The following is a 19,917-nucleotide window of genomic DNA, read 5'->3' on the forward strand; positions in this document are numbered from 1 at the left end:
CCACGACCGCATTCCACCCCGGCGCGGAACGGGGAGTGGTATGACGGTGAAGGTCACAGGGTCCGGGGATGTCGATTCGAACAACGTGAGCCATGACATCACGCGTCGAAAGGGTCGTATCAGGCGAACCCGGCGCCATGCTCCGGTTCCTCTGCTGCCGCACCTGCTCGCGACCGCTGTCGAGCGTGACCCTGATGCAACGGCGATCGTGTCCGATTCCGGCACTTTCACTTACCGCGAACTCGATACTCGATCCTCGCGGTTGGCGCGGTTGCTGATAGGCCGTGGCGTCGGCCCCGAGGATCGCGTGGCCATCCTGATGGCCCGGTCGCTCGAATCGGTTCTCGCAACCTGGGCGGTGGTGAAGGCCGGTGCTACGTTCGTGCCGGTCGACCCGAACTATCCTGCCGACCGCATCGAGTACATGCTCTCCGACTCCGGGGCGGATCTCGTCCTGACGCTGTCGAGCCATGCGGAAGCAGCGGCGACCGATACCAACATCGTTGTCGTCGATACGCCCGAGACCGAGTCCGTACTCGCGACGCTGCCGTCGACCCCCGTCATGTTCGACGAGCGGGTCCGGACGCTGCGGGTCGAGAATGCGGCGTATGTGATCTATACGTCGGGTTCGACGGGGCGCCCCAAGGGCGTCGTGGTGACGCATTCGGGTTTGGCGAATTTTTGTGCTGAGCAGGTGGAGCGGTACGGAATGGGTCCGGGTTCGCGGACGTTGCATTTCGCGTCGCCGAGTTTCGATGCGTCGGTGTTGGAGTTGTTGTTGGCAGTGGGGGCGTCGTCGACGATGGTGGTGGCGCCGACGTCGGTGTTCGGCGGAGCAGAGTTCTCGGATCTTGTTGTGCGGCAGGGTGTGACGCATGGATTTGTGACGCCGGCTGCGTTGGCGTCGGTGGATCCGGGCGGGTTGGATGTGTTCGAGTGCGTCGTGGTCGGTGGGGAGGCGTGCCCGCCGGATCTGGTGGCGCGGTGGGCGCCGGGTCGTCGGTTCTTCAACGGGTACGGACCCACCGAGACGACGATCATGTCCACTATCTCGGATCCGCTGGTACCGGGGGAGCAGGTGACGATCGGTGCTCCGATCCGCAATTCTGCCGGACACGTGTTGGATTCGCGGTTGCACCCGGTTCCGGCGGGTGTGACGGGCGAGTTGTATCTGTCGGGTCCGGGGGTTGCTCGGGGATACCACGGTCGTGCGGGGCTGACAGCGTCGAGATTCGTGGCGGCGCCGGGTGGTACGCGTACGTACCGGACGGGGGATCTGGTGCGGGGCCCGCGGGATGCTCGGTCGGGGATCGTGTATGTGGGGCGCAACGATTTTCAGGTGAAGGTGCGCGGCTTCCGTATCGAGTTGGGTGAGATCGATGCGGTGCTGTCGTCGTTGCCGGGTGTGGATTTTGCGGTGACGATGGGGCGTTCGACTCCTACGGGCGAGACCCGACTGGTGTCCTACGTACACGGCACCGACACGCCCCCCGGTGTTCGTGAGCTCACCGAGCACGCAGAAGCTCTCCTACCGGCATACATGGTGCCCTCGGTGATCGTTCTTCTCGACCGGCTTCCCCTCACCCCATCCGGCAAGCTCGACCGCTCGGCGCTTCCCGATCCCGATCCGGTGGTCGCCGAGTTCCGGGCGCCGCAGTCGGCTACGGAAGTTGCGGTAGCAGAGGTGTTCGCGGATGCGCTCGGGGTCGAACAGGTCGGTCTCGATGATGATTTCTTCGATCTCGGCGGAAACTCACTGCTCGCGACGCGTGTCGTGGGCCTCCTGCGGTCCGGACTCGGTGTCACCGTCACCGCCGCGGCATTGTTCGACGAGCCGACGGTGGCGTCGCTGGCCGCGCGAGTCGACGCTTCACCGCCGGCCGGACCGTCGCTGCTCGACTCGCGGACTCGGCCCGACCACCTGCCTTTGTCCTACGCTCAGCAACGCATGTGGTTCCTCAACCGACTCGAACCGCAGTCGTCGCTCTACAACATTCCGCTCGCGGTGAGGCTCACCGGACACCTCGACGTGGACGCGATGCGCGCCGCGCTCGCCGATATCGTTGCGAGGCACGAGACGCTGCGCACGGTATACCCGGAGATCGACGGCGTCGGTGAACAGAGGATCCTCGAATTTGCCGATGTCGAGTTCGATGTGGCTGTCGAGACCGTGGAGGCACAGGACCTTCCGCAGCGACTCGGCGAACTTGCGGGCGAAGCATTCGACGTCACGGTCCAGGTCCCCGTGCGTGCACACATTCTCGCGAGCGGCCCGAGCGAACACGTCCTCGCCCTGGTGATGCACCATATCGCCGGTGACGGATCATCGCTGGCTCCGCTCGTGCGCGACCTCGTCTCCGCGTATACCGCGCGCAGCGGCGGCGCTCGACCCGACTGGGCCCCGATGCCCGTCCAGTACGCCGACTACACACTCTGGCAGCGTGAGCTCCTCGGATCCGACGAGGATCCGCGGTCCGTCGCGGGTCGGCAACGTGCATTCTGGGCCGAGACCCTGGAAGGGATCCCCGGATCCCTCGAGCTCTGCACCGATCACCCACGCCCTGCGATCCTCGGATCCGCCGGCGACCGGGTGCGCGCCGCACTCGACCCCGCGATGTACCGGGAGATCTCGGAACTTGCACGTCACGCCGGTGCGACGCCGTTCATGGTCATGCATGCCGCCCTCGCGGTTCTCCTCGCGCGACTGTCCGACACTGTCGACGTGGTGGTCGGTACCCCGGTCGCCGGTCGATCCGCGCCCGAGCTCGACGATGTCGTCGGGATGTTCGTCAACATGCTCGCCCTCCGCACGCCGGTGGAGCTGGGAGACACGTTCGCCGAACTACTCGAACAGGTGCGGACCGCGGACCTTGCCGCGTTCGACAACGCCGACGTCCCCTTCGAACGACTCGTCGAGGTGCTCGACCCGGTGCGGTCGCCTGCACAGCATCCCGTGTTCCAGGTCGGATTCTCGTACCAGAACTTCACCGTCGACTCCCTGGACCTTCCCGGACTGAAGGTCGAGCCGCTCGAGGCCGCATCGACATCGGTCCGGTTCGACCTGCATGTGACCATCGTCGACCACGGCGCTGGTGGTGGACGGGGCGGATTCGGTATCGAGTTCGGCTTCGCCACAGAACTGTTCGACCGCTCGTCGGTGCAGCGGATGCTCGACCGGTACGAGCGGATCCTCGCCGCAGTGGTGGGCGACCCATCGGTACCGGTCGGCGACGTCGACCTGCACGACCCGCAGGAACTCGAAGCAATGCTGCAGGCATGGGAGGCCGAACAGTACGCCGTCGGTTCTGGCGGGACCCTGGCCGACCTGTTCGACGACCAGGTGCATGCGACACCCGACGCCGTGGCTCTCGTCCACGAGACCGGTGCCCTCACCTACAAGGAGTTCGCGACGCGAGTGAACCGACTCGCACGGCTTCTCATCGAACGCGGAGTGGGTCCCGAGACTGTGGTGGCACTCGCCATGCGACGTTCCGTCGACCTGGTCGTCGCGATGTATGCAGTGACCGAAGCTGGGGGTGCCTACCTGCCGCTCGACCCCGACCACCCGGCCGGCCGCATAGGGTACATCCTCGACACCGCGTCCCCGGCCGGTGTACTCACGACCTCGCAGGACCGGATCGATCTACCGGCCGGACCTTTCGTCCTCCAGGTCGATTCCCTCGACCTCGACGCCTACGACAGCAGGCCGATCCGCAACTCCGAGCGGCTCGCACCCCTGCGCTCCGACAACGCCGCCTACGTCATCTTCACTTCCGGTTCCACAGGCCGCCCCAAGGGCGTCGTCGTGTCGCACGGTGCGATCGTCAATCAGCTCGTCTGGAAGCGTGAACATTTCGCCCTCACCCCGTCCGACGCGGTGCTCCTCAAGACCGCGGCGACGTTCGACCTGTCGGTGTGGGAATTCTGGTCCGCGCTCACCGCAGGTGCAAGGCTTGTGATCGCGGCACCCGGCGGACACCGCGACCCCGCCTACCTCAACGATCTGATCCGGCGCGAACGCATCACCACCCTGCATGTCGTTCCGTCGATGCTCGACGCCTTGCTCGACGATGCCGGCGGTGAGTTGCCCGACACGCTCCGCCAGGTCCTGGCGATCGGCGAAGCACTGCCTGTCGACACCGCCGAACGGACCCTTGCGCAGTCGGCCACCGGACTGGTCAACCTCTACGGCCCGACGGAAGCCGCGGTGTCGGTGACCGCCCACGAGGTTCTCGAACTGACCTCGAACTCCGTACCGATCGGCGACCCGGTGTCGAACACGCAGGTGTTCGTCCTCGACGAGCGGCTCCACCCCGTGCCGCCGGGCGTGGCCGGCGAGCTCTACCTCGCAGGCACGCAGCTGGCCCGCGGCTACCTCGGACGACCCGGTCTGACCACGGAACGTTTCATCGCGAACCCGTTCGGAGAACCCGGAACCAGGTTGTACCGCACAGGTGACATCGTGCGGTGGCGTCCCTTCGGTGGGACCGGCTCCGGCACCCTCGAATACCTCGATCGGGCCGATTTCCAGGTCAAGGTCCGAGGATTCCGTATCGAACTCGGCGAGATCGAGGTCGCGATGCGTTCGCTCCCCCAAGTACGTGAGGCTGTCGCGTCGGTACGGCAGGGTTCCTCGGTGCAGTCGAGCGACCGCATCGTCGCGTTCGTCGTACCCACCGGTGACCAGCTCGACATTCCCGCGATGCGCTCGGACCTCGCCCGACTGTTGCCGTCGTACATGATTCCGCAGGGCTTCGTGACCCTCGACGCGGTGCCGCTGAACATCAACGGCAAGGTCGACAGGAAGGCACTGCCCGAACCCGAGGTGACCCCGCGGCCGTACCGGGCACCGCGCTCCACGACCGAGAACGTGGTCGCCGCTGCTTTCGCCGAGGTGCTCGACGTCCCGGGGAAGGTGGGCCTCGACGACGACTTCTTCGAGGTCGGTGGAACCTCGCTCAGTGCCGTGAAGGTGGTCGCCCGCGTGCGGGAATATCTGTTCACCGAGGTGCCGCTGCCGTGGTTGTTCCTGCATCCGACCGTCGAACAGCTCGCCGGTCGAATCGATGCCGAAGCGGTCGGTGTCGGCAGCGATGCCGTAGGCCCGTTCGATTCCGTACTTCCACTGAAGACCGGAGGCTCGGGGGCGCCGGTGTTCTGCTTCCACCCGGTGACCGGCCTGTCCTGGAGCTTTGCCGGTCTCGCCCGGCATCTGGGCGACAACCGTCCGGTCTACGGTCTGCAGTCGCCGGCAGTGCAGGAGGGCGCTGCCCTGCCCGCCGACATCGACGCCTGGGCCGACGAATATATGCGGACCATCCGCAACATCGCACCGCACGGCCCCTACCACCTGGTGGGCTGGTCGATGGGCGGCGTGCTCGCCCACGCCGTCGCGGTCGCGCTGCAACGCGACGGCGAGCAGGTCTCGACGCTCGCGGTGCTGGACGCGTACCCGGCCGACGCCGACCTGGACGGCAATGCCGACACCACCGCGGCACAGCCGGCGCCGACGATCGCCGACATGTTCGGCATCGGCACCGGCACAGGCGTCTCAGCGACCCCGATCACGGAACTCACCCCCGAGGCCGCGCTCGATCTCGCCGGCTCCCTGCCCGCACCGCTGGGTGATCTCACCCCCGAGCGCATCGAGCGGATGTTCGACGGGGTGCGTCGGTCGTACCGTGCGCTGGCCTCGCACCGACCCGGACAGTTCGACGGTGACCTGTTGATCTTCGTCGCCGGTCGGGACCGGAACGCATCGGCTGCCGACGCCTGGCACCGCCACGTGAGTGGAGTCGTGGCCTCCGAGGTGATCGGGGAGACGCACTGGCGGATGCTGTCGCGCGACGGTGTGGCCCACATCGGGCCGGTCCTCGGCCGTTGGCTGGCGGGACGCGCCTGACCAGCAACAACTGAACAATCCCCGCAGCGGGGTGGTCCGCGACACGGATCACCCCGCCTCGCTGTGTCCGACTCGTCCGTAACGTGCTGAACCGGGCCCCGATGGTCTAATGGGGCTCGATACCGTCCGGTAGCCCGCCGGACCGGACGCGGACGTAGGTGCGAGGAAACAGTGGTGAGTGACGCCTGGCGTGAGCACAGGACGGGTCAAGGGGACAATGCACGGATGAATCTCGATGATCCGCGCGGCGAACGTCCATCGGCTTCCGGACGTCCGCGCACCCGTCAGCGCCCGCCGCGGCGCCGCGAACCCCGCACGCTGCTGCTCCCGCAGTTGCTGGCCGCCGCGGTGGAGCGCGACCCGTCGGCCACCGCCGTCGTACACGGAGATCGTTCGCTGACCTACGCGGAGATCGACGAGGCGTCGTCGAAGCTTGCCCGACTGCTGATCGGTCGCGGAGTCGGCCCGGAGGACGTGGTCGCGCTCGCCTTCGTTCGCTCACTGGAGTCGGTGCTCGTCACCTGGGCCGTCGCGAAGACGGGTGCCGCATTCGTCCCGGTCGACCCGAACTATCCCGCCGACCGGGTCGAGCACATGACCGTGGACTCCGGTGCCGTTCTCGGGCTCACTCTCGTCGAGACTGCACCGACGCTGCCGGGGTCGGCGCCCTGGATTGCGCTCGACGACCCCGCAACTGTGGCGGAGCTGTCGGAATTGCCGGGGGATCCGGTCTCGTTCGACGAGCGGATTCGGACGTTGCGGGCCGAGAACGCGGCATACGTCATCTATACGTCGGGGTCGACGGGCAAGCCCAAGGGCGTAGTGGTGTCGCATTCGGGACTGGCCAATTTCTGCGCCGAGCAGGTGGAGCGTTACGGGCTCGACCCGGAGTCGCGGACGCTGCATTTCGCGTCGCCGAGTTTCGACGCGTCGATGATGGAGCTGTTGCTGGCGGTGGGAGCGTCATCGACGATGGTGGTGGCGCCGACGTCGGTCTACGGCGGTGCGGATTTCGCAGATCTTGTTGTGCGTCATGGTGTTACCCATGCGTTCGTCACGCCGGCGGCGTTGGCGTCGGTGGACCCGGCCGGGTTGGATGTGCTCGGGTGTGTCGCAGTCGGCGGGGAGGCGTGTCCGCCCGATCTGGTGGCGCGGTGGGCGCCGGGTCGTCGGTTCTTCAATGTGTACGGCCCGACGGAGACGACGATCGTGATCACGATGTCGGATCCGCTGGTGCCGGGGGAGCAGATCACGATCGGTGTTCCCATTCGAAATTCGGTTGGGCAGGTGCTGGATTCGCGCTTGCACGCGGTTCCGGCGGGTGTGGCGGGTGAGTTGTATCTGTCGGGCCCGGGTGTAGCTCGGGGGTATCACGGTCGTGCGGGGTTGACGGCGTCGCGGTTCGTGGCGGCTCCGGGCGGTGCGCGAATGTATCGGACCGGTGACGTGGTGCGGGGCCCGCGGGATGCTCGGGCGGGGATCGTGTATGTGGGGCGTAACGACTTCCAGGTGAAGGTGCGTGGTTTCCGCATCGAGCTCGGTGAGATCGATGCGGTGTTGTCGTCGTGTGCGGGTGTGGATTTCGCGGTGACGGTGGGGCGTGCGACACCTGCGGGTGAGACGCAGTTGGTGTCGTATGTGCACGGTGCTGTGGGTGCCGGCCTCGACCTCCGCGAGATTTCCCGTGAGGCATCGAAACATCTTCCCTCGCATATGGTTCCGTCCGTCATTCTCGAACTCGATACCATTCCGCTGTCGCCCACAGGAAAACTCGACCGCGATGCACTCCCCGATCCCGGCCCGGTGGTCACCGAGTTCCGGGCGCCGGAGTCCGCGACGGAGATCGCGGTGGCGACGGTGTTCGCGGATGTGCTCGGCATCGAGCGGGTCGGTCTCGACGACGATTTCTTCGACCTCGGTGGTAACTCCCTCGTCGCGACCCGGGTCGCCGCCCGGCTCGGGGAACGCCTCGACACGCGCGTGCCTGCCCGCCTGGTCTTCGAAGGGTCGACCGTCGTGGAACTCGCTGCGCTCGTCGACCTGCACACCGGCGATACCGCCCGGACACCCCTCGTGGCCGGACCACGGCCCGATCCGATCCCGCTGTCACCTGCTCAGCAGCGGATCTGGTTCCTCAACCGGTTCGACACGGCCTCCGCTGCCGACAACATTCCCCTGGCTCTACGGCTGCGTGGCCGACTCGACATCGAGGCACTGCGCGCGGCCGTCCACGACGTGATCGAACGGCACGAATCGTTGCGCACCGTCTACCCGGGCCGCGACGGTGTGGGCTGCCAGGTGATCCTCGATGCATCCGATGCCGCGCCTCTCGTGGAGCCCGAAATCGTGGATCCCGCCGACGTGCCCGGCCGGGTCTCTCGCGCCGTCACCACAGGGTTCGACGTCGCCGAAGAAGTACCGCTGCGCGTCGAACTGCTGCAGGTGGCAGACGGCGAGCACGTCCTCGTGCTCGTGGTGCACCACATCGCGGCCGACGGAGCATCCACGGGCCCGTTCGTACGGGACCTCGCCGCCGCCTACTTCGCCCGTGTTGCGGGCGAGACTCCCGGATGGCCGCCACTCGAGGTGCAGTACGCCGACTACACGCTGTGGCAGCGAGCAGTTCTCGGTCACGAGTCGGACTCCGGCTCGGTTGCGGCACGTGAGATCGAATTCTGGACCGGAGCGCTCGACGGGCTGCCCGACCGCCTCGACCTGCCGACCGATCGCCCGCGGCCTGCCGAACCCTCCGGTCGCGGCGGCACCGTGCTGTTCGAGATCGATGCCGCCCTGCATGCTGCCGTTGTGGAGACCGGACAGGCAACGGGCTGTTCACCGTTCATGGTCGTGCATGCCGCGCTCGCGGCACTGCTCGCCAGGCTCTCGTCCACCACGGACATCGCCATCGGCACTCCTGTCGCCGGTCGAGGCGAGCAGGCGCTCGACAACCTCATCGGAATGTTCGTCAACACTCTGGTGCTGCGCGCGGCCGTCGCACCGGGCGACACGTTCGCCGCGCTGCTCGACCGAGTCCGCACCGGCGATATCGATGCGTTCGCGCACGCGGAACTGCCCTTCGAGCGGCTGGTAGAGGTCGTCGACCCCGTGCGTTCGACCGGGCACCATCCGCTGTTCCAGGTCGCGTTGTTCTTCCAGAACATGGATCGTCCCGACCTGTCGTTGCCGGACCTCGACATCGAAGCGGTCGACCTCGGCGGTGTCGTTGCCAAGTTCGACCTCCAGCTGACCGTCACCCCGCGACTCGACGCAGGGAAACCGTGCGGAATGTCCGCGCAGTTCACCTATGCCACGGATCTCTTCGACGAGGACACGGTGCGTGGCCTCGCCGACGGGATGGTCGCGACCCTCGATGCGCTCGTCTCCGACCTCGACACCGTCGTCGGTGATGTCGACCTGCTGGTGCCCGATGTGCGTCGCGAACTCGTCGACACCGTCAACGCCACCGAGCATGCCGTGGACAGTGGAACACTCCTGTCCGAGTACCGCGCCCAGGTGCTTCGCACCCCGCATGCCCCCGCTGTCGTCTTCGGCGACGAGACGCTGAGCTACGCGCAGTTCGACGCACGCGTCAACCGCCTAGCGCGGTATCTCATCGACGCAGGTGTCGGCCCCGAGGAACTTGTCGCGATCGGTATCCGTCGTTCCGTCGACCTCGTGGTCGCGATCTACGCGGTGATCACCGCGGGCGGCGCCTACGTCCCACTCGATCCGGACCATCCGTCGGAGCGGATCGGGCACATCCTCGACACCGCGCGGCCGGTGTGTGTGCTCACCACCGTCGCGGACGGCTCCGATCTGCCGTCCGACGCGAATGCCGTCGAGGTCGAAACGATCGACCTGGAACACCATGCGGTGCACCCGGTTCGGGACGAAGAGCTGAGCGGACCCATCCGGCCGGCAACCCCCGCCTACGTGATCTTCACCTCCGGTTCGACAGGGCGCCCGAAGGGCGTCGCCGTGTCGCACGAGGCGATCGTCAACCAGGTCGCCTGGATGGTGCACGAATACGCGATCGACGCGGACGACGTATACCTGCAGAAGACCGCCACCACCTTCGACGTGTCGCTGTGGGGATGGTTCCTGCCGCTGCGCAGCGGTGCCTGCCTGCTCGTCGCCGACCACGACGGACACCGCGACCCCGCGTACGTCGCCGACATGATCGAACGTCACCGGGTGACACTCACCGACTTCGTACCGTCGATGCTCACCGTGTTCGCCGCACACGCCCCGGCCGGGAGCTGCTCCGGACTGCGGCACGTGTTCGTCATCGGTGAGGCCCTTCCCCCGGAGACCGTCGCTGCTTTCCGGCGTCTCGGTACCGACGCCGCGGTGCACAATCTCTACGGTCCCACCGAAGCGGCAGTCTCGGTCACGTATCAGCCTGCGGACGACGCGACCAGGGTCGTGCCCATCGGGCTGCCCGAATGGAACGTACAGGTCTACGTCCTCGACGCGCGCCTGCAGCCGGTTCCGATCGGGACCCCGGGGGAGCTGTACCTCGGGGGAGTCCAGCTCGCACGCGGGTACGTCCGCCGACCCGACCTGACCTCCGACCGGTTCGTTGCGAGTGTGCTCGGGCAGGCCGGCGAACGGATGTACCGCACCGGCGACCTCGTCCGCTGGATCCGCACCGGCGACGGCACCGTCGTACTCGACTACCTGGGCCGCACCGACTTCCAGGTCAAGTTCCGCGGCCAACGGATCGAACTCGGCGAGATCGAGACCGCGTTGCTCGCACACTCGGAGATCACCCAGGCGGTCGCGCTGGTCGTGCCCACACCGACCGGCGAACAGCTCGTGGCCTACCTGGTCGGTGAGTCCGTGGATCGGCAGGCACTGCTCGCTACCGTGCGGGAGACGCTACCGTCGTACATGGTGCCGTCGGCACTCGTCGTGCTCGATGAATTCCCGCTCAACACGAGCGGCAAACTGGACCGGAAGGCGCTGCCCGCGCCGGTCTTCGAATCGCGTGAGTTCCGCGCGGCACGAACCCCGGTCGAGGAGATCGTCGCCGGTGTTTTCGCCGATGTCCTCGATGTCGATCGGGTGGGCCGGGACGACGACTTCTTCGAGCTCGGTGGTAACTCGCTCGTGGCAACACAGGTCGTGGCGCGCCTCGGCGTCGCCCTGGGCACCCGTGTGGCGGTGCGCGCGCTGTTCGAGTATCCCGTCGTCGAATTCCTTGCCGCGCATGTCGAGTCCGCATCGCGCGAGGGATCCGTGGCACCGTTGACAGCGCAGATCCGACCCGGGCGGATCCCGCTGTCGCTTGCACAGCAGCGGATGTGGTTTCTCAGCCGGTTCGAGCCCGACTCGTCCGTGAACAACCTGCCGCTCGCGATCCGGCTGCGGGGCGCACTCGACGTCGAGGCGCTGCGCGCCGCGGTCGGCGATCTCATCCGACGACACGAGTCGCTGCGCACCGTCTATCCCGAATCGGACGGTATCGCACAGCAGGTGATCCTTCCCGCGGCGTCGGCCGTCCCCGACATCGTCGTGGTCGACACCGATCCTGCGGACGTGGCTCGATACGTCGAGGCAACGGTGACGGGCGGGTTCGATGTCACCGAACAGGTGCCCTTGCGGATTTCCCTGTTGCGTCTCGGCCACGACGAGCACGTGCTCGTGGTGGTGTTGCATCACATCAGCGGCGACGGCTTCTCCATGGGCCCGCTTGCGCGGGACGTGATGCTCGCCTACACCTCGCGCGCGGACGGTCACGAACCCGACTGGGCGCCGATGCCGGTGCAGTATGCGGACTACACGCTGTGGCAGCGTGAGGTCCTCGGATCCGAGACCGATCCGGAGTCGCCGATCAGCCGGCAGCTGACCTACTGGCGCGAGACGCTGAAGGGCATTCCCGAGCAGCTCGACCTGCCCGCGGATCGGCCCCGCCCTGCGGTCGCATCGAACCGGGGTGCGACCACCGCATTCGAGATCGACGCACCGACACACGCCGCACTCGAACAACTCGGCCGCGCGAGAGGCGCGTCGTTGTTCATGGTCGTGCACGGTGCGCTTGCGGCCTTGCTCGCCCGGCTGTCCGGCACGGGCGACATCGTTGTCGGCTCGCCCATCGCGGGCCGCGGCGAACAGCTGCTCGACGACATGATCGGAATGTTCGTCAACACCCTGGTGCTGCGTACCCAGGTGAACCCGTCCGACACCTTCGGCGATGTGCTTGCCCGGGTCCGCGAAACCGACCTCGGCGCATTCGGACACGCAGACCTTCCCTTCGAGCGCCTCGTCGAGGCCCTCGACCCCGAACGTTCTCAGGCTCGGCACCCGCTGTTCCAGGTCGCTCTGACGTTCCAGAATCTCGGGCAGTCCCGCTTCGAGCTTCCGGGGCTGACCGTCGAACCCGTCGACTTCCCGAACACCGACGCCAAGTTCGATCTGCAGGTCACCGTCGTCGAAGCCTTCGGGCCGGACGGCGCGCCCGGCGGGATGGCGGTGGCGCTCGACTACGCCACCGACCTGTTCGACGAGACGACGATGAGCGCATTCGGTGATCGATTCGGTCGGATGCTCAGCGCCGTCGCTGCCGAGCCGGACGCGGTGATCGGCGACGTGCCGCTGCTCTCTCCGGAGCAGCGCGCGACGCTGCTCGACGCGTGGAACGAGCCGGGCACCCGCACGAGTGACCACACTCTCGTCCAGCGTTTCGCCGATCAGGCGGTGCGCACTCCCGACGCGATCGCCGTGACCTTCGGCGACCGGCACCTGCCGTATCGCGAACTCGCTGGCCGTGTGAACCGGCTCGCACGTGAACTCCTCGATCATGGTGTGGGGCCCGACAGCCTGGTCGCCGTCGCGATGGCCCGCACCGACGACCTCGTCGTCGCGCTGCTCGCGGTACAGCAGGCAGGCGGCGGATACCTGCCGCTCGACCTCACCTATCCGGCCGACCGCCTCGAGTTCATGCTTGCAGATGCGTCACCGGTCGTCGTGCTCGTCTCGGGCGACCACGACGGACTGCCGAGCACCGGCATTCCTGTGATCGACCTCGAAGTGGTCGACCTGTCCACCCGTAGCGATGCACCCGTGACCGACGAGGAGCGCACAGCGCCGCTGCGCAGCGACAACCTCGCCTACGTCATCTACACATCAGGTTCGACCGGCCGCCCCAAGGGGGTGCAGGTTCCGCACCGGACAGTCCTCGAATTGTTCGAGAACACCCGAGCAGCATTCGAATTCGACGGCGACGACGTGTGGACCCTGTTCCACTCGTACGCCTTCGACTTCTCGGTGTGGGAATTGTGGGGACCACTGCTCCACGGCGGCCGGCTCGTCGTCGTCGATCACTTCACGTCCCGATCCCCGGAGGACTTTCACGCCCTCCTCCTGCGGGAACAGGTCACCGTCCTCAACCAGACACCGTCGGCGTTCTACCAGCTCGCCGAAGCCGATCGCGTCGCAGAGGAACGGGGCTCGGAGCGGCTCGCGCTGCGATACGTCGTCTTCGGCGGTGAAGCACTCGACCTGCGTAGACTCGCCGGCTGGTACCTCAGGCACGCCGACGATGCGCCTCGACTGGTCAACATGTACGGCATCACCGAAACCACCGTGCACGTCTCCCACCTCGAACTGGACTCGGGTGACGCCGAGTTCGCGGCGAGCCTCGTGGGCCGCGCGATCCCCGGACTCGGCGTGTACGTACTCGACCCGCGGTTGCAACCGGTACCGGCCGGAGTCCCCGGCGAGATGTACGTGCGCGGTGATCAGCTCACCCGCGGATACCTCGGACGCAGTGCGCTGACGTCCGGGCGATTCGTCGCCGACCCGTTCGGCGAACCGGGGTCCCGCATGTACCGCACCGGCGACATCGCGCGTTGGTCCGCATCGGGGCAACTCGAGTACGTCGGACGCAGTGACTCCCAGGTCCAGCTACGCGGCTTCCGTATCGAGCTCGGGGAAATCGAAGCTGCGCTGACTTCCGTCGACGGTGTCGCGCATGCCGTTGCAGTGGTGCGGACCGACGAGCGCACCGGCGACAGACTCGTCGGATACGTCGTCCCTCGCGCCGGTGCTGCCGTGGTGCCCGCCGCGGTGCTCGACGAGGTCGGGCAGTTCCTGACGGGATACATGGTCCCCGACTCGATCGTCGTCCTCGACGCACTGCCGCTGACCCCGAACGGCAAGCTCGACAAGAAGGCGCTTCCGGCACCGGTGTTCTTGGGAGACAAGGAGTTCCGTGCACCCTCGACACCGGCGGAGGTGTCGATCGCCGAGGTCTTCGCCGATGTTCTCGGCATCGCCGAGGTCGGTGTGGACGACTCGTTCTTCGCGCTCGGCGGCGACAGTATCGTCTCGATCCAGCTGGTGTCGCGGGCGAAGGCGCGCGGCATCGTGTTCACCCCTCGGCAAGTCTTCGAACAGCGCACTGTGGCCGGACTCGCCGCGGTCGCGCGGGTCGGTGCCGGTTCGGCACCGACACTCGTGGAGCTCGACGGGGGAGGGGTGGGCGACATCTCGCTCACGCCGATCGTGCGATACATGGTCGAGCGCGGCGGCAGCTTCGACCGCTACACCCAGACCATCGCGCTCGAACTGCCCGAGGGCATTACGCGCCCGGACGTGGTCGCGACCCTGCGTGCCGTCGTCGACCGGCACGACATTCTGCGGGCATCCCTGCGTCGCAACGATATCGGGGAATGGGTGCTCTCGACGACGGGACCCGGTTCCGTCGACGTCGAGTCCCTCGTCTCCCGCGTGGCGATTCCCGCCGACGCGGACGACGACCGGTGGCGCAGTATCGCAGCACGCGAAGTCGGCACCGCCGAGACACGGCTCGATCCGTCGCGTGGCAGCGTCCTGCAGTTCGTCTGGCTCGACCCTGCCCCCGGAGCAGGTCGCACCGGACGGCTTGTCGTGGTGGCCCACCACCTCGTCGTCGACGGTGTTTCGTGGCGAATCCTGGTGCCCGACTTCGTGACCGCGTGGGCACAGATCGACCACGGTCAATCTGTGGCTCTGCAGCCGGTCGGCACGTCGTTCCGGACCTGGGCGGACGCACTCGTCCGCAGCGCCGGCGACCGCACGGCCGAACTGCCGATGTGGACGAAGATCCTCGACGGACCCGACCCACTCCTGGGCGCCCGCGCCTTCGACCCTGCGGTCGATCTCGCGTCGACGGTCGAGAAGGTCCCGGTCCGAGTCGGGGCCGAGGTCACCGACACGCTGCTCACCACAGTGCCCGAGCTCTACCACGGCAGCGTCAACGACGTGTTGCTCACGGGCCTTGCGTTGGCGCTTGCCGGTTGGCGTCGCGACCGCGGCACTGACGAACTGTCCGCGCTGATCGGACTCGAAGGTCACGGACGCGAGGAAGACCTTGTCCCCGGGGCCGACCTGTCACGCACCGTCGGCTGGTTCACCGCGATGTTCCCTGTGCGGCTCGACCTGTCGGGCATCGACCTCGACGACGCCCTCGAGGGCGGCGCAGCCGCGGGCGCTGCGCTCAAGGTCGTCAAGGAACACTTGCGGGCCATCCCCGACAAGGGTCTGGGCTACGGACTGCTCCGCTACTGCAACACCGACACCTCCGGGCAACTCGTCGATCTGCCGTCCGGACAGATCAGCTTCAATTACCTCGGACGCCTCGACGCCGGTGGGGTGTCCCAGGACCAGGCCGCCGAATTGGGCTGGCTTCCCGTCGGAGACCTCGGCGACCTGTCCGGCCGCGACGACAGCGATGCCCCCGCGCTCGCCTCGGTCGACATCAACGCGGTGGTCATCGGAGGCGAACTCGGCGCGAACTTCGGATTCCCCGCCGGTCTCCTCGATCGCGACGATGTCGAGGAACTCGGACAATGGTGGGTGCGCGCGCTGGGTGCGCTCGCAGCCCACGCCGCGCGCCCCGATGCGGGCGGGCGAACACCTACCGATCTGCCTCTGGTCGAGGTCACGCAGCGCGACATCGACGTCTGGGAAGCCGAGTACCCGGGCGCAACCGACGTCTGGCCGCTCGCACCGTTGCAGTCCGGATTGCTCTACCACGCACTGCTCGCCGAAGGGCAGTCCGATGTCTACAGCACCCAGGTGCTGATCCATCTCACCGGACTCGTCGATCCCGCGCGCCTGCGCGGTGCGGCCAACGCGCTCCTCGCGCGGTATCCCAACCTGCGGACCGCCTTCGTCTCAGGTGAATCCGGTGAACCACTACAGGTCGTCGTCGACGATGTGGTGCTGCCATGGCGAGAACTCGACCTCACCGGGCAGCGGAACCCGGTGGCCGACACCGTCGAACTCGACGCGGTGCTACGCGCCGACCAGGACGTGGCGTTCGACCTGGCAGCGCCGCCGCTGATCCGCTTCACGATGGTGCGGACGGGGGCCGAATCCTGGACGCTCGCGGTCACGAGTCACCACATCCTCCTCGACGGCTGGTCGATGCCGTTGCTGATGAAGGACCTGCTGGTGCTGTACGCGACGTCGGGTGATGCTGAGGTGCTCGGGCGGGTGCCGTCCTACCGCAGTTATCTCGAGTGGCTGAGTCGTCGTCACCACGGCGACTCGGTCGACGCGTGGGTCCGAGCGCTGGAAGGGGTCGACGAACCGACGCTGCTGGTCGGCGCCGAGACAGATGGTGCCGGAGCCACTTCCGCCGAGCATCACATCGATCTCGGCCGCGACCGCAGCGACACCCTGGGGGAGGTCGCAGCGAGGCTCGGCCTCACTGTCAACACCGTGCTGCAGGGTGCATGGGCGACGCTCATCGCCCGCACGACCGGCCGCGACGACGTCGTGTTCGGTACTACCGTGTCGGGTCGGCCGGCCGACCTTCCGGGCGTCGAATCGATGGTCGGACTGTTCATCAACACTTTGCCCGTCCGGGTGCGACTCGACGACTCGGCAACAACCGAGGAACTGCTCCAGCGCATCCAGATCGATCAGGCGTCGCTCCTCGACCACCATCATGTGGGTCTCGCCGAGATCCAGCAGCGGACGGGTCTCGGAGCGTTGTTCGACACCCTGCTCGTGTACGAGTCGTATCCGGTGGACCGAAGCGGTATCGCAGAGGCGGGATCGATCGACGGACTGATCGTCGCCGGCGTCAACACCCGCGATGCCACGCACTATCCGCTGACCGTCGCCGTCACCGCCGAAGATACGGTGACGCTCGGATTCAAGTACCGCAGCGACGTTCTCGATGCCGACACCGTGATCGCGCTCGCCGCCAGGTATCTGCGAATCGTCGACGGTATCCTTGCCGACCCTGCCGCGCCCGTGGATTCTCTGCCGTACCTCGATGCCGACGAACTCGAGGACCTGGTGCACCGTCACGGCGGACCCGCTCTGCCTGCGGTGCCTTTCGGGGACCTGTTGTCGGCGGCTGCGTCGGGCAACCCCGACGGTGTTGCGCTGGTCGATGACGGACGTGCGTGGACCTACTCCGAACTCGATGCGTACTCGTCGCGGTTGGCGCGCTTGCTCATCGATCGCGGACTCGGCGCAGAAGATGTTGTGGCGGTGGGTATCACTCGGTCGATCGAGTCGGTGGCGGCTGTCTGGGGCGTCGCGAAGACCGGCGCGGCGTACGTGCCCGTCGACCCGAACTACCCGGCCGACCGTGTCGCGCACATGGTCTCCGATTCGGGTGCGGTGCTCGGCCTCACCGTGACACGGCATCGGGAAGGATTGCCAGGCGGCGTCGAATGGATCGATCTGCTGGCCGACGACACGGTCGCTCGGATGGCAGCGTATTCGGGTGACTCGGTCGCGGCGGAGGAACGGGTTCGTCCCGTGCGCGCCGACAGCACGGCCTACATCATCTACACCTCCGGATCGACGGGCCTCCCGAAGGGGGTCGTCGTCGGCAACTCCGGACTCGCGAATTTCGCGGCGGCACAGCGTGAGCAGTACGGACTGGGTTCCGACACCCGCGCGCTGCACTTCGCGTCGCCGAGCTTCGACGCCTCCGTCCTCGAGTTGCTGCTCGCGGTCGCAGGTGGCGGAACATCGGTGATCGTCCCGACGAGCGTCTACGGTGGCCGCGACCTCACCGAACTCCTTCGACGCGAACGGGTCACCCACGCATTCATCACACCCGCCGCGGTGGAGTCGCTGGACCCCGACGGCCTCGACGCTCTTCGGGTCCTCGCTGTCGGTGGTGAGGCGGTCGCTCCGCAACTCGTGACTCGCTGGTCACCGGGACGGACCTTCCACAACGTCTACGGTCCGACGGAGACGACCATCGTCACCACCATCAGCCGGCCGCTGACAGCCGACGACGAAATGACGATCGGCGGGCCGATCCGTGGTATGCGGGCTCTGGTCCTCGACTCGAGATTACGTCCGGTTCCAGTGGGCGTCGCCGGTGAGCTGTACATGTCGGGAATCCAGCTGACTCGCGGCTACCACCGACGTCCGGACCTGACAGTTGCACGTTTCGTCGCCGACCCCTACGGCTCGGGTACCCGCCTCTATCGCACCGGAGATGTGGTGCGCTGGACCGATGGCGGAGAACTCGCGTATGTCGGTCGCGCCGACTTCCAGGTGAAGGTCCGCGGGTTCCGGATCGAACCGGGCGAGATCGACACCGTGTTGCGCAGGCACAACTCCGTCGATTTCGCGGTGACGGTCGCGCGCACATCCGACACCGGCTCGACGACACTGGTCTCGTACGTGACGCTCGTGAGTGGCGCCGCGGCCGACACCCGGGCTCTGCTCGCTTTCGCTGCACAATCGCTGGCGCCGCACATGGTGCCGGATGCGCTCGTCGTTCTCGACACCGTGCCGTTGACTCCGGTCGGCAAGGTCGATCGGGACGCCCTGCCCGCACCAGAGGTCGCGACCCATCCGTATCGCGCCCCGCGCACGGATCTCGAGGCCGTGGTCGCACGCGTGTACGCAGAGGTTCTGGGGGTCGATCAAGTGGGTCTCGACGACGACTTCTTCGACCTCGGAGGTAATTCCCTCGTGGCCACCCGAGTGGTCGCGAGGTTGCGGGACGAGATCGGTGTCGAGGTACGGGTCTCCTGGTTGCTCGAAGCTCCCATGGTGGAAGCGCTCGCAACTCGGCTCGGTGGCGACGGCGCCAGGAGCGAGGAATCGGATGCGGCACTCGGGGTGATCCTGCCGCTGCGTGCCGGGGACCCCGCGGAAGCGGTGTTCTGTCTACACCCGATGATCGGGCTCGCCTGGCCCTACGCGCCTCTCGCGGCGCGGCTGGACGGACCGGGTGTCGTGTACGGGGTGCAGACGCCGGCGTTGACCGAACCCGATTTCGCCGGAGCGGCACTCGATGATCTCGCACGAAGGTACGCCGACGAGATCGTTGCCACCGTGCCGCACGGACCGTACCGATTGCTCGGCTGGTCCCTGGGTGGTGTGCTCGCGCACGCGGTGGCGGTAGAACTCCAGTCCCGCGGACTGAGTGTGGAGAAGCTTGCCCTGATCGACAGTATCCCGCGGATCGACACCGACCGTTTCGAGTCGGAGATCTCGGAGAACCTGCGCACCCTCGGAGTCGAAGTGGACCCCGAGACGCTCGACGGGCAGCTTCCCCACGAAGCGGCCGAGGCACTCGTACGTGCGGTTCCGGCGGAACTGATCGAACTGGATGTCGAGAGAGTTCAGCGCATCTTTGCCGCCGCAATGACGTCACCGGACCTGATCAACCGTCACGAACCCGGAGTGTTCACCGGTGACGTGGAGTTCTTCAGTGCGGTGGAGGAGCATCCGACCGAGGCGGACGCCGCGGACCTGTGGGTGCCGTTCGTCACGGGGCGTATTCGTACCCGGTTCGTGCCGGGGGAGCACGGAGCGATGATGGAGTCGGCTGCGCTCGACGTCATCGTGCCTGCTCTGGGCCGTGATCGTGTCGATCTTGATCGGCAGTGATCTCCCGGTAAGGTGTGCTCGCGCAGGACTGTCGGGTCGCGGATGCGCGATCCACGGTAACGTGCACTCCTGACCTGTAGATATACGTAGTGCTGCGCCGAACGGTGCGCCTCGGACGTACCCGAGGTCTGGAAATCATGCCCCGGAAA

At 67.1% G+C, this 19,917-nt stretch carries 2 protein-coding genes; both read left to right on the forward strand.

Translation table 11 applies throughout. The annotated features are described in order from the left end of the window. Window positions 1-40: 40 nt before the first annotated feature. Window positions 41-5,902, forward strand: a complete 5,862-nt coding sequence (locus tag ACZ46K_RS13975; protein ID WP_464748795.1) for an amino acid adenylation domain-containing protein — start codon at window positions 41-43, stop codon at window positions 5,900-5,902. Window positions 5,903-6,127: 225 nt separating this feature from the next. Continuing rightward, window positions 6,128-19,768: a non-ribosomal peptide synthetase gene (locus ACZ46K_RS13980; protein WP_464748797.1), complete on the forward strand. Its 13,641-nt coding sequence runs from the start codon at window positions 6,128-6,130 to the stop codon at window positions 19,766-19,768. Window positions 19,769-19,917 lie beyond the last annotated feature (149 nt).

It is taken from the genome of Rhodococcus sp. JCM 9793 (assembly GCF_055380405.1).